The sequence below is a fragment of the Escherichia sp. KTE172 genome, assembly GCF_000408845.1.
Taxonomy (GTDB): Bacteria; Pseudomonadota; Gammaproteobacteria; order Enterobacterales; family Enterobacteriaceae; genus Escherichia; species Escherichia coli.
This window is the reverse complement of the sequence record NZ_KE137316.1, coordinates 1,438,401-1,451,378: the sequence shown is the minus strand read 5'-3', so window position 1 is coordinate 1,451,378 and position 12,978 is coordinate 1,438,401. Positions and strand designations below refer to the sequence as shown.

Below are 12,978 nucleotides of genomic sequence, written 5' to 3'. Positions count from 1 at the left end.
ATTACCAGGCTATGATCAAATCAGCAAATCAGGGCGTCTGGACATCAGTTGACGTGCTGTTACAATCGCCCACACCTAAACAGGCGGATACGGTATCGTTCCGTCATGGATGGCAAACTGCATAAGCCATAAAAAAACAGGGAGACATTTATGAAGCTTCGCCTGTCGGCGCTTGCTCTGGGAACTACGCTTCTGGTGGGGTGTGCGAGTTCCGGTACAGATCAGCAAGGGCGTTCTGACCCGTTAGAAGGGTTCAACCGCACCATGTACAACTTCAACTTCAATGTATTAGACCCGTATATTGTTCGACCGGTCGCTGTCGCCTGGCGTGATTATGTTCCGCAACCGGCGCGTAACGGTTTGAGCAACTTTACTGGCAACCTTGAAGAACCTGCGGTGATGGTTAACTACTTCTTGCAGGGCGACCCTTATCAGGGGATGGTCCACTTTACCCGCTTTTTCCTGAACACCATTTTGGGGATGGGCGGCTTTATTGATGTTGCAGGGATGGCGAACCCGAAACTGCAACGGACTGAACCTCACCGCTTCGGTAGTACGCTTGGTCATTATGGTGTGGGTTATGGGCCATACGTTCAGTTACCGTTCTACGGTAGCTTCACGCTGCGTGATGACGGTGGTGATATGGCGGATGGTCTTTACCCGGTTCTTTCCTGGCTGACCTGGCCGATGTCTGTGGGTAAATGGACGCTTGAAGGGATCGAAACCCGCGCACAGCTGCTGGATTCCGATGGTCTGCTGCGTCAGTCGTCCGATCCTTATATTATGGTGCGCGAAGCGTACTTCCAGCGTCATGATTTCATCGCTAATGGCGGCGAACTCAAACCGCAGGAAAATCCGAACGCGCAAGCGATTCAGGATGATTTAAAAGATATCGATTCTGAATAAGAAACAAATAAAAAAGGTGAGTCACAAAACTCACCTTTTTTGTTGTTATCCCTCAATTACCCCAAGTAAAAGAAGATAAACCGACAATGACCTGAACATAATTATGTAAAAATACTGATGTTCGTCACTGACTATTTCCGATATTCAGGCGTTGAAAAATCAAAAAAACTGGACAATTTTAATTATCATCAAAATTAACACCCAATGCAGATAGTTGATTAATTTCATTTTGATATTTAGCCTGGCGATTTTGAAGCCTTTTTTCAACTTTATCTTCGATTTCCTTAAAGTGGTCATATTTATTTTGAGAACGGTCAACTTCGTTATCGACTAAAGTAGAAATTATTTCTTTTACATTATCGCGTCTAAATTTTGCATCGTCTACTTGAAAATTATATCTTATTGCTCGACCTAAACGTTTAAAAACTTCGTTTGGCTCTCTCAGTCTTTCCCCGTTGAGCTCGTTTACAACCTGATGATCGGAACCTGTTGCAAATGATTCTGCCATGATAGCTTTACTGCTTTCAAACCACGCTGAAGCATTCCTGGCTTTTTCACTACAATATTGGGTGAGACTATCACCATTAATACGAATTCCTCTTTGAATGTGGTAGTCGTCCTGATCATAGTAACCGAGAGATAAGTAATCATTTCCGTTTTTATTTTTAATTACAATAGCGAGAGAATCGCCTTTTTTATCTTTACCGTACCAGGTAAATAAGTCCGTTGGTTCGCTTTTCCCATTCTCATCAAATTCCGTTATCGTATGTCTGAGTTTTTGTGATATCTTATCGAAGATAAAACCAGGATCTCCATCATATATTTCTTTTAATGCGCTGAAGATCATTTCCTTGTTATTGATATCATGAGTATTCTCTACTACATTTTCATGGATGATGGTTTGGCCGACTTTTTTGTTTTCATCGTTCGTAGGTGATTTTATTGGTTCTTGATTATAGATACCACTAGTAATATCGGCTGTATCATTGGAGTCAATAGCACCCTTATTACCACTAACAACGATACTACCATCAGTAAAGTCAGCATTATTTATATCATCATGAGTCTTCTCAACTATGTTGTCATTAATGATAGCACGGACGAGTTCTTTGTCTTTATAGCTCGCAAGTAATTTTATTGTTTCTTGGTTATCGATACCAATAGTAATGTGGTCTGTATCATTGGAGCCAATATCAATATAAGTAACTGAGGAATTATTAATATTAAATCTATCAGGATTGTCGTTTCCTCGTATGGCGTTTTTTATAAGCGCAAGTAGATGTTTAACACAGGTGCTTATTCCTTGCTTACCATTAAAAAGGTTTTTGAGCTCTTGTACTAATCTATTAACTTCATCATTGTTATTTTCATTGATGGATTCTGTGTAAGCTGCGCTGGTATTGTTGATTGAAATAGATGGTAGCATGATTTTATTCCATGTTGATTGATTTGTTACAAATATATATTACCTAATAAAATAGACTATCAAAAAACGCTCATTTATTTAGACCCTATCTTTAATTTGAGTGTATGAGCGCACAATAGCCAGGGTGGTTTGAGTATCCTGGAAATTCAGAAAAGTAAACTCTTTGAGAAAGACGAGCAGAACGCCTGAAAATATGCCTTTCCCTTCAGGTTTGTCTGTGGATACCACTTAATGATTTGAAAGGGCAAGCTACCATCAGGCTGTTTGCAAAACTCAGGAGGCAAGCAATGAGGAAACAACTTTCGTTGAAGTGTGGGAGTTAAAGTCACCTGCATAGCAGGTGACTTTATCCAGGCGAACGCGTTATCAGAACGCGTAGTTAAAGTTAGTACCGAACAGCCAGGCTTTACCTTCAGACTCGAACTGGTATGGGCCTTCGTTAATTTTCACGCTCTGACCGTGCATATAAGAAACACCAACATCGACTGAAGCATCTTTATTAAATGCGTAAGTCGTACCTGCACTCAGCCAGAAACGGTCCTGGTCCGGAATGGAGATAGAACGATTCTGTGCCGGAACTGGGCTGTCATCAAAGGCGATACCGGTACGGAAGGTCCAGTTATCATCGTAGTAATAAGTGGTACCCAACGCGATGCGGTAAGCATCTTTAAAGCCTTCATGTTTCTGGAACAGCGTGTCGCCACTCGTTGAGGTTGCTTTTAGCTGCTGGAACTGACTCCAACTGGTGTAAGCCAGGCTATAGTGAATTGCCCACTGCGGATCAACACGGTTATAACCCGACACTTCCCACATTTCAGGCAGGTTCAGCGTCAGATAACCCGATTGCGTTGCGCCACCTGTCGCGGTAGGTATTGGTAAACCGTAGTTATTAAACGCACGATTAAGATCGCTGCTGTAGTTACCTTTGAAGTCAATTTTCACTTCAGAACGGTAGGTCAGTGCATAGCGGTTATTTTTATCCAGTTCATACAGGATACCGGCGTTCCAGCCAAAGCCCCACTGGTTACCGTTCAGATGAGCGATTTTGGTATTACTGTCGATACCGTTGGCGGTAGCTGCCAACGCTTGCCCTTGAGGAGTCTGCCCGGCAGGAGATTGCATGATCTGACCGGCAACCAGCTGCCCCAGATCGCCTGCGAAACGTTCAATCTTCGCGCGAGCGTAGACGGCGTTGAAACCAAGACCAAAGCTCCATGCATTATTTAAGCGATACGCACCGCTTAAGTTCAGGTTCATGGTTTCAAGGTCGGTTGTACCCCCGACAGAGCCGCCTGCATAAGTATCGTTAAACTCTGTTGCCAGGCCATAGTTAGAGGTAATAGAAGCGCCCCAACCAAATTGGTCGTTAATCGGTGCAACAAAGTGCATGTTCGGAACCCATGCCGTAGGCGCGATGTTATCGGCTTTCAGGCTACGACCAGATGGAGACGTTCCGCTGATATTTACATCCGGGTCAATATAAACCGCACCCGCAGAAAATGTCGGGCGGTCAAACATGGTAATCAATGCGGGGTTACGGCTAACGTTACCTGCATCATCGGCAATTGCACCTTCCCCTGAATAAGCCCGGCCCAGGCCAGAGGAAGAAAATTCGTTTAACTGAAAGCCTGCCGACCAGGCCTGGGTGGAGATAAGTGCCACTGCGACTGCGAGAGCAGACTTTGTAAACAGGGTTTTCTGGCTCATGACCATAACCTCAATGATTTATTTTTATACAAACTATGTTACGTGCTGTAACAGGAGCGCGAAGTGTAGGGTCTGAGGTACATCTTAGAAATCAGACCAGTGGCGAGAGTATAGGTCGGACCAGCTGGAATGTTGCAAGTATGTTTCTATCTTTTTTCAAATATGATCTAAGAAACGCGATCCAGCTGGCAAAATTTGGAGGTGGCGCACTCATGGATTCGGGTGAATTTTGTTTTAGATCATTTTTAAGTGTGATTTCGGTCACTTATCCGATTTTGCAGAATTAACAACTGGAGCAGCACTTTCCGGAAGCGTAAAATATCCACAACGTTTATCTGGCACCTTGGGTGCACATACAGAGGAAATCAACGATGAGTAAATGTAGTGCTGATGAAACCCCGGTTTGCTGCTGTATGGATGTTGGCACCATTATGGACAACTCCGACTGCACCGCGTCTTACAGCCGCGTGTTTGCAAACCGCGCAGAAGCAGAACAAACGCTGGCGGCGCTGACTGAAAAAGCCCGTAGCGTGGAATCCGAACCGTGCAAAATCACCCCGACTTTCACTGAAGAGTCTGACGGTGTGCGCCTGGATATCGATTTCACTTTTGCCTGCGAAGCTGAAATGCTGATCTTCCAGCTGGGTCTGCGTTAATTCCTCTCGGGTACGTACGCCCCTGTCAGTTGTTGGCGGGGGCGTTTTATTTTCTCTTCTACTTTTCTCTCTGTGTCATAGCTCCCACTTTCCTTTTTCTCCGCTTGGCTAAATGTAAAAAAATGGTTAAGACTATGATCAGGTCAGACCACTTTATATCTTTTTTTACAGGGGAGTGTTATGGGTCAGGTTTTACCGCTGGTTACCCGCCAGGGCGATCGTATCGCCATTGTTAGCGGTTTACGTACGCCTTTTGCCCGCCAGGCGACGGCTTTTCATGGCATTCCCGCGGTTGATTTAGGGAAGATGGTGGTAGGCGAATTGCTGGCACGCAGCGAGATCCCCGCCGAAGTGATTGAACAACTGGTCTTTGGTCAGGTCGTACAAATGCCGGAAGCCCCCAACATTGCGCGTGAAATTGTTCTCGGCACCGGAATGAATGTGCATACCGATGCTTACAGCGTCAGCCGCGCTTGCGCTACCAGTTTCCAGGCGATTGCAAACGTCGCAGAAAGCCTGATGGCGGGAACTATTCGCGCGGGGATTGCCGGTGGGGCCGATTCCTCTTCCGTATTGCCAATTGGCGTCAGTAAAAAACTGGCGCGCGTGCTGGTTGATGTCAACAAAGCTCGAACCATGAGCCAGCGCCTGAAACTCTTCTCTCGCCTGCGTTTGCGCGACTTAATGCCGGTGCCTCCGGCAGTGGCGGAATACTCTACTGGCTTGCGGATGGGCGACACCGCTGAACAAATGGCGAAAACCTACGGTATTACTCGCGAACAGCAAGATGCATTAGCGCACCGTTCGCATCAGCGAGCCGCTCAGGCGTGGTCAGATGGTAAACTCAAAGAAGAGGTGATGACTGCCTTTATCCCTCCTTATAAACAACCGCTTGCCGAAGACAACAATATTCGCGGTAATTCCTCGCTTGCTGATTACGCAAAGTTGCGTCCGGCGTTTGATCGTAAACACGGGACGGTAACGGCGGCAAACAGTACGCCGCTGACCGATGGCGCGGCAGCGGTGATCCTGATGACTGAATCCCGGGCGAAAGAATTAGGGCTGGTACCGCTGGGGTATCTGCGCAGTTACGCATTTACTGCGATAGATGTCTGGCAGGACATGTTGCTCGGTCCGGCCTGGTCAACGCCGCTGGCGCTGGAACGTGCCGGTTTGACAATGAGCGATCTGACATTGATCGATATGCACGAAGCCTTTGCAGCTCAGACACTGGCGAATATTCAGTTGCTGGGTAGCGAACGTTTTGCTCGTGATGTACTGGGGCGTGCACATGCCACTGGCGAAGTGGACGATAGCAAATTTAACGTGCTTGGCGGTTCGATTGCTTACGGGCATCCCTTCGCGGCGACCGGCGCGCGGATGATTACCCAGACATTGCATGAACTTCGGCGTCGCGGCGGTGGATTTGGATTAGTGACCGCCTGTGCTGCGGGTGGGCTTGGCGCGGCAATGGTTGTGGAGGCGGAATAATGGAAATGGCATCAGCGTTTACCCTTAATGTCCGTCTGGACAACATTGCTGTTATCACCATCGACGTACCGGGTGAGAAAATGAATACCCTGAAGGCGGAGTTTGCCTCGCAGGTGCGCGCCATTATTAAGCAACTCCGTGAAAACAAAGAGTTGAGAGGCGTGGTGTTTGTCTCCGCTAAACCGGACAACTTCATTGCTGGCGCAGACATCAACATGATCGGCAACTGCAAAACGGCGCAAGAAGCGGAAGCACTGGCGCGGCAGGGTCAACAGTTAATGGCGGAGATTCATGCTTTGCCCGTTCCGGTTATCGCGGCTATTCATGGCGCTTGCCTGGGCGGTGGGCTGGAGTTGGCGCTGGCGTGCCACGGTCGCATGTGTACTGACGATCCTAAAACGGTGCTCGGTTTGCCTGAAGTACAACTTGGATTATTACCCGGTTCAGGCGGCACCCAGCGTTTACCGCGCCTGATAGGTGTCAGCACAGCATTGGAGATGATCCTCACTGGAAAACAACTTCGGGCGAAACAGGCATTAAAGCTGGGGCTGGTGGATGACGTCGTTCCGCAATCCATTTTACTGGAAGCCGCTGTTGAGCTGGCAAAGCAGGATCGCCCATCTTCCCGCCCTCTACCTGTACGCGAGCGTATTCTGGCGGGGCCGTTAGGTCGTGCGCTGCTGTTCAAAATGGTCGGCAAGAAAACAGAACACAAAACTCAAGGCAATTATCCGGCGACAGAACGCATCCTGGAGGTTGTCGAAACGGGATTAGCGCAGGGCACCAGTAGCGGCTATGACGCTGAAGCCCGTGCTTTTGGCGAACTGGCGATGACGCCGCAATCGCAGGCGCTGCGTAGTATCTTTTTTGCCAGTACGGAAGTGAAGAAAGATCCTGGCAGTGATGCGCCGCCTGCGCCATTAAACAGCGTGGGAATTTTAGGTGGTGGCTTGATGGGCGGCGGTATTGCTTACGTCACTGCTTGTAAAGCGGGGCTTCCGGTCAGAATTAAAGATATCAACCCGCAGGGCATAAATCATGCGCTGAAGTACAGTTGGGATCAGCTGGAGGGCAAAGTTCGCCGTCGTCATCTCAAAGCCAGCGAACGTGACAGACAGCTGGCATTAATCTCCGGAACGACGGACTATCGCGGCTTTGCCCATCGCGATCTGATTATTGAAGCGGTGTTTGAAAATCTCGAATTAAAACAACAAATGGTGGCGGAAGTTGAGCAAAATTGCGCCGCTCATACCATCTTTGCTTCGAATACGTCATCTTTACCGATTGGTGATATCGCCGCTCACGCTACGCGACCTGAGCAAGTTATTGGCCTGCATTTCTTCAGTCCGGTGGAAAAAATGCCGCTGGTGGAGATTATTCCTCATGCGGGGACATCGGCGCAAACCATCGCTACCACAGTAAAACTGGCGAAAAAACAGGGTAAAACGCCCATTGTCGTGCGTGACAAAGCCGGGTTTTACGTCAATCGCATTTTAGCGCCTTACATTAATGAAGCTATCCGCATGTTGACCGAAGGTGAACGGGTAGAGCACATTGATGCCGCGCTGGTGAAATTTGGTTTTCCGGTAGGCCCAATCCAACTTTTGGATGAGGTAGGAATCGACACCGGGACTAAAATTATTCCTGTACTGGAAGCCGCTTATGGAGAACGTTTTAGCGCGCCTGCAAATGTTGTTTCTTCAATTTTGAACGACGATCGCAAAGGCAGAAAAAATGGCCGGGGTTTCTATCTTTATGGTCAGAAAGGGCGTAAAAGCAAAAAACAGGTCGATCCCGCCATTTACCCGCTGATTGGCACACAAGGGCAGGGGCGACTCTCCGCACCGCAGGTAGCTGAACGGTGTGTGATGTTGATGCTGAATGAAGCAGTACGTTGTCTGGACGAGCAGGTTATCCGTAGCGTGCGTGACGGAGATATTGGCGCGGTATTTGGCATTGGTTTTCCGCCATTTCTCGGTGGTCCGTTCCGCTACATCGATTCTCTCGGTGCGGGTGAAGTGGTTGCAATAATGCAACGACTGGCCACGCAGTATGGTTCCCGTTTTACCCCTTGCGAGCGTTTAGTCGAGATGAGCAAGCGTGGGGAAAGTTTTTGGAAAACAACTGCAACTGACCTGCAATAAGAAGGTCAAAGCTATATGAATCCGCGCTGAATGGCGGAGTGTTGCTCAAAATGTAAACGCATATTGACTATACTTACGCCATTGAGGTAAAAAACAGCGTTTCATTCGGTGAATGGATAAGGCACAATGCCGGCCACCGTTTTCTTTCTCTGGTTTCAGATGAAAGAAAACGGGCGAATCTGGTTAACAAAAGCGGTGCAATATGCAAGTTTTTATCATGCGTCACGGCGACGCAGCCCTCGATGCCGCCAGTGATTCGGTTCGTCCTCTGACTACTAACGGTTGTGACGAATCTCGCCTGATGGCGAACTGGCTGAAAGGTCAAAAAGTGGAAATCGAACGCGTTCTGGTGAGCCCGTTCCTGCGAGCCGAGCAAACACTGGAAGAAGTAGGGGATTGTCTGAACCTGCCTTCCAGTGCAGAAGTTCTGCCGGAGTTAACGCCCTGCGGCGATGTTGGTCTGGTCAGTGCCTATTTACAGGCGTTGACCAATGAAGGTGTTGCTTCGGTACTGGTGATCTCCCACTTACCCTTAGTCGGGTATCTGGTTGCTGAGTTATGTCCGGGCGAAACGCCGCCTATGTTTACCACCTCGGCCATTGCCAGCGTAACGCTTGATGAAAGCGGAAACGGCACATTCAACTGGCAGATGAGCCCGTGTAATCTGAAGATGGCAAAAGCGATTTAATACGCATGCACAAGGCCCGCTGGTGTAATCTATCGGGCCTTTATTTTTTTCTGGCAATGTTGAATTTATGCAATCTTATTGTACTAACAATGATCCGCTTGTGATCGAATGGTCTTTATTTTATACGGCATGACGCTTTTATTTGTAAAAATTTACATATTGAAAGAGAATTTACTTTTATTCATAAATTATTTTTCTGGAAGCATTTTTAGGTAAATAATGACTAAAGTGAAAAATATTATTGGGTCTTGATTTTATATTAATTATAGTGTTTTAATATTATATCGTTGCGAAATTAATATCACAAGATAGTCATCGCCATGTGATTGTTTTTGACTTTAATTTATTCACTGGATTTTTGCATTTGCCGTTTTTTTGAACTTATTCTTCATTATTGAGATGAAAAGTTTCAGTAATTATTATCCCCGCCTATTAATTAAGTTTTTCTAACTTTGAATGTTAGAAAATCTAAATTGCATCAGTCATATTAAAATATCAACATGTTCGGCGCGCCAAAGAATATTATATCAAGGAACCTGTTTTTTCAGGAGCTGACAATCTGTTCATTGGCTGCTTAAAAGTCGCTGTAAAAATTGAAGAAGCTCTGTGTCAATATTTCAGTTGGCTTATATTCTAATTATTTATGATTTAAGGACAAATAATGAGTAAGTTTGTAAAAGCAGCAGTTGCCACGGCAATGCTCATGGGGGCGCTGACTTCAGCATCAGTCGTTGCCGCAGGGAACAACGGTACAGTGAGATTTTACGGCACAATTGAAGACTCCCCGTGCTCAATTGTTCCTGACGATCATAAACTGGAAGTGGATATGGGCAGCATCGGTACGGGTTCTTTAACCGGCGGCAAAACAACCACACCAAAAGATTTCCAGATTCGTTTACAGGACTGTAATTTCAATACAGAAACGACAATGGCTACCACATTCACCGGTAATCCGTACTCCACTAACGCAGATAACTATTCTCTGTCTAACATGGATAATGGAACTGAAATTCCAAACGTTAGCCTGGTTATCGGTGACCAGCACGGTACAGGTTATGCACTGGGAGCAGAGATTAAGCAACCTATCGTGAAGGACAGTTCAACGGGAAAAGGCAAGCCTAAACAAACTCTGAACTTTAAAGCATGGTTAGTGGGTGAAACGGATGCTGTAACACCAACACCGGCACCGTTTGAAACGCTGACGACGTTCCAGATCACGTATCTCTAATGTATTTCCCCCATAGCTGCAAAGTTATGGGGTTTATAACTACCAAATAACTAAATTATAAAAAATCATGGATGGATACGCCGATGCCAGAACATTCTTTTCTCCGTTTACGGGGGCTTTCGTGGTGGATTGCTCTGGCAATTTCTGGAAGTCCATTTAATGCCCTGGCAGACGATACCATTCAGTTTGATGGCCGATTTCTTGATTTAAAAGGCAATACCAAAATTGATTTGGGCCGTTTTTCGCAAAAAGGCTATGTAGAACCGGGAAAATATAACTTACGCGTTCATGTAAATAATCAGCCGTTACCTGACGACTACGATATCTACTGGTACGCAACTGAAAACGATCCGAATAAATCATATGCCTGCTTATCGCCAGAGCTGGTTGCCCAGTTTGGTCTGAAGGAAGATATTGCGAAGAATTTGCAATGGATCCGCGATGGTCAGTGTCTGAATACGGCACTTTTAGCAGGTACAGAAATTAGCGGCGATTTAGGCCAGTCTGCACTCCTTGTTTCTGTACCGCAGGCTTATCTGGAATATACCGACAGCGAGTGGGACCCGCCTTCGCGCTGGGATGACGGTATCCCTGGGCTTATTGCCGATTACAGTATCAACGCGCAAACCCGACATGAAAATGGGGGTGATGACACTAACGACATCAGCGGTAATGGTACGGTCGGCGTTAACGTTGGGCCGTGGCGCTTACGAGCTGACTGGCAGAGCGATTATCAGCATACCCGCAGTAACGATGACGGCGACACTGACGATAGCGGTACGCAAAAAAACTGGGAGTGGAGTCGTTACTACGCCTGGCGCGCCTTGCCGTCATTAAAAGCCAAACTTTCGCTGGGCGAAGATTATCTCAACTCCGATATTTTTGATGGCTTCAGTTACATTGGCGGCAGCATCAGTACCGATGATCAAATGTTACCGCCAAACCTGCGCGGCTACGCCCCCGATATTTCAGGTGTTGCACACACTACCGCTAAAGTGACTGTAACCCAAATGGGCCGTGTCATTTACGAAACCCAGGTGCCCGCAGGGCCATTCCGCATTCAGGATATTGGCGATTCCGTCTCTGGCACGCTGCATGTCCGCATTGAAGAACAAAACGGCCAGGTACAAGAATACGACGTCAGCACGGCGTCCATGCCGTTCCTGACTCGCCCCGGCCAGGTGCGTTATAAAGTGACAATGGGGCGTCCACAAAACTGGGACCATCAGGTTGCAGGTAGCTTCTTCTCGGGCGGCGAGGCATCGTGGGGGATTGCCAATGGCTGGTCGCTCTACGGCGGTGCGTTAGCCGATGAAAACTACCAGTCGGCGGCGCTGGGCCTCGGTCGTGACCTGGCGCTGCTAGGCGCGTTAGCGTTTGATGTCACTCACTCTCGTGTTCAACTCGACGATAACAGCGTGTATGGCAACAAAACGCTGGACGGCAACTCTTATCGCGTCAGCTATGCCAAAGATTTTGATGAACTCAACAGTCGGGTGACGTTTGCTGGATACCGCTTCTCTGAAAAAAACTACATGACCATGAGCGAGTATCTGGATGCGAACGACGACGACCGGGCGCGCACCGGTAACGACAAAGAGATGTATACGGTCACCTATAACCAGAACTTCACGGATGCGCGCGTTTCGGTCTATCTCAACTATTCCCACCATACCTACTGGGATCGCCAGGATCAGACCAACTACAACATGATGCTTTCTCATTATTTCAATTTAGGAAGCCTTCGCAACTTGAGCGTTTCTCTGACCGGTTATCGCTACGAATACGATAAAAGTGCTGACAAGGGGGTTTATCTGTCCTTAAGTTTGCCGTGGGGCGACAACAGCACCATCAGTTACAACGGCAACTATGGCAGCGGTGCCGACAGCAATCAGGTGAGCCTGTACCACCGCATTGATGACGCCAGCCACTACACGGTAAGCGCCGGAACCAGCGAAAACCACAGCAGCGTGGATGGCTACTACAGCCACGATGGTACTCTGGCAAAAGTTGATCTCAGTGCCAACTACCATGAAGGGCAATACACCTCAGCAGGGATCTCTTTACAGGGCGGGGCAACGTTGACTGCTCACGGCGGGGCGCTGCATCGTACACAAAACATGGGCGGTACACGTCTGTTAATCGACGCTGATGGCGTTGCTAATGTGCCGGTTGAAGGTAATGGTTCCGCCGTTTATACCAACATGTTCGGCAAAGCGGTGGTGGCAGATGTTAATGATTACTACCGCAACCAGGCTTATATCGATTTGAACAAACTGCCGGAAAACGCCGAAGCCACGAAATCAGTGGTTCAGGCAACGCTGACGGAAGGCGCTATTGGCTACCGTAAATTTGCGGTGATCAGTGGTGAGAAGGCGATGGCAGTGCTGCGCTTGCAGGATGGCAGCCATCCGCCATTTGGGGCGGAAGTGAAAAACGATAATCAACAACAAGTTGGATTGGTTGATGACGAAGGTAATGTTTATCTGGCAGGCGTTAAACCGGGTGAACATATGACCGTTTTCTGGGAGGGTGAATCTCACTGCGATATCAGCCTGCCAGACCCGTTACCGAATGACCTGTTCAATGGCTTGTTGTTGCCATGCCAGCAAAAGGGGGGAAGTTCTCCCGTCATACCGCATGATATTCAACCCGTCATTCAGGAGCAGACACAACAGGTGACACCAATGGAACCGCCGATGTCTGTTTCATCGAACCAATAACGTGATTAA

9 protein-coding genes are annotated in these 12,978 nt (G+C 47.7%); 7 read left to right on the top strand and 2 right to left on the bottom strand.

Annotated elements, in window-relative coordinates; all coding sequences use genetic code 11:
• Window positions 1-150: 150 nt before the first annotated feature.
• Entirely contained in the window at window positions 151-906 is a 756-nt protein-coding gene (gene mlaA, locus G434_RS16700) for a phospholipid-binding lipoprotein MlaA (protein WP_000776768.1), read from the top strand.
• Between the two features lie 178 nt (window positions 907-1,084).
• Here the strand turns inward: mlaA and G434_RS31095 are convergent, their stop codons facing one another.
• Together G434_RS31095 and fadL are read right to left on the bottom strand one after the other, a co-directional pair.
• Complete coding sequence (locus G434_RS31095) at window positions 1,085-2,332, bottom strand: hypothetical protein (protein ID WP_000937812.1); 1,248 nt, start codon at window positions 2,330-2,332, stop codon at window positions 1,085-1,087.
• 366 nt (window positions 2,333-2,698) lie between these two features.
• Entirely contained in the window at window positions 2,699-4,039 is a 1,341-nt protein-coding gene (gene fadL, locus G434_RS16710) for a long-chain fatty acid transporter FadL (protein ID WP_001296861.1), read from the bottom strand.
• 371 nt (window positions 4,040-4,410) lie between these two features.
• Here fadL and G434_RS16715 point away from each other — a divergent pair, with 371 nt between their 5' ends.
• From G434_RS16715 to G434_RS16740, 6 genes are all read left to right on the top strand, one after another.
• Window positions 4,411-4,695 carry a YfcZ/YiiS family protein gene (locus G434_RS16715; protein WP_001296261.1) on the top strand — a complete coding sequence of 95 codons (285 nt, stop codon included), beginning with the start codon at window positions 4,411-4,413 and terminating at the stop codon, window positions 4,693-4,695.
• Window positions 4,696-4,875: 180 nt separating this feature from the next.
• Complete coding sequence (fadI, locus tag G434_RS16720; RefSeq protein ID WP_000531919.1) at window positions 4,876-6,186, top strand: acetyl-CoA C-acyltransferase FadI; 1,311 nt, start codon at window positions 4,876-4,878, stop codon at window positions 6,184-6,186.
• Window positions 6,186-8,330, top strand: a complete 2,145-nt coding sequence (fadJ, locus tag G434_RS16725) for a fatty acid oxidation complex subunit alpha FadJ (RefSeq protein WP_000425046.1) — start codon at window positions 6,186-6,188, stop codon at window positions 8,328-8,330. The genes fadI and fadJ overlap by 1 nt, the downstream gene beginning before the upstream one ends.
• 202 nt (window positions 8,331-8,532) lie before the next feature.
• Window positions 8,533-9,018 carry a phosphohistidine phosphatase SixA gene (sixA, locus tag G434_RS16730; protein ID WP_001195819.1) on the top strand — a complete coding sequence of 162 codons (486 nt, stop codon included), beginning with the start codon at window positions 8,533-8,535 and terminating at the stop codon, window positions 9,016-9,018.
• Between the two features lie 661 nt (window positions 9,019-9,679).
• Complete coding sequence (locus tag G434_RS16735) at window positions 9,680-10,246, top strand: fimbrial protein (RefSeq protein WP_000033306.1); 567 nt, start codon at window positions 9,680-9,682, stop codon at window positions 10,244-10,246.
• An 83-nt stretch (window positions 10,247-10,329) separates the two neighbouring features.
• Window positions 10,330-12,969 (top strand): fimbrial biogenesis outer membrane usher protein, encoded by a 2,640-nt coding sequence (locus tag G434_RS16740; RefSeq protein WP_001114068.1) that lies wholly within the window; start codon window positions 10,330-10,332, stop codon window positions 12,967-12,969.
• Window positions 12,970-12,978: the final 9 nt, after the last annotated feature.

Coding starts and splice junctions, on each gene's coding strand:
- G434_RS31095 (WP_000937812.1), bottom strand. CDS start 2,332: ATGCTACCATCTATTTCAATCAACAATACCAGCGCAGCTTACACAGAA.
- G434_RS16735 (WP_000033306.1), top strand. CDS start 9,680: ATGAGTAAGTTTGTAAAAGCAGCAGTTGCCACGGCAATGCTCATGGGG.
- G434_RS16715 (WP_001296261.1), top strand. CDS start 4,411: ATGAGTAAATGTAGTGCTGATGAAACCCCGGTTTGCTGCTGTATGGAT.
- mlaA (WP_000776768.1), top strand. CDS start 151: ATGAAGCTTCGCCTGTCGGCGCTTGCTCTGGGAACTACGCTTCTGGTG.
- G434_RS16740 (WP_001114068.1), top strand. CDS start 10,330: ATGCCAGAACATTCTTTTCTCCGTTTACGGGGGCTTTCGTGGTGGATT.
- fadI (WP_000531919.1), top strand. CDS start 4,876: ATGGGTCAGGTTTTACCGCTGGTTACCCGCCAGGGCGATCGTATCGCC.
- sixA (WP_001195819.1), top strand. CDS start 8,533: ATGCAAGTTTTTATCATGCGTCACGGCGACGCAGCCCTCGATGCCGCC.
- fadJ (WP_000425046.1), top strand. CDS start 6,186: ATGGAAATGGCATCAGCGTTTACCCTTAATGTCCGTCTGGACAACATT.
- fadL (WP_001296861.1), bottom strand. CDS start 4,039: ATGAGCCAGAAAACCCTGTTTACAAAGTCTGCTCTCGCAGTCGCAGTG.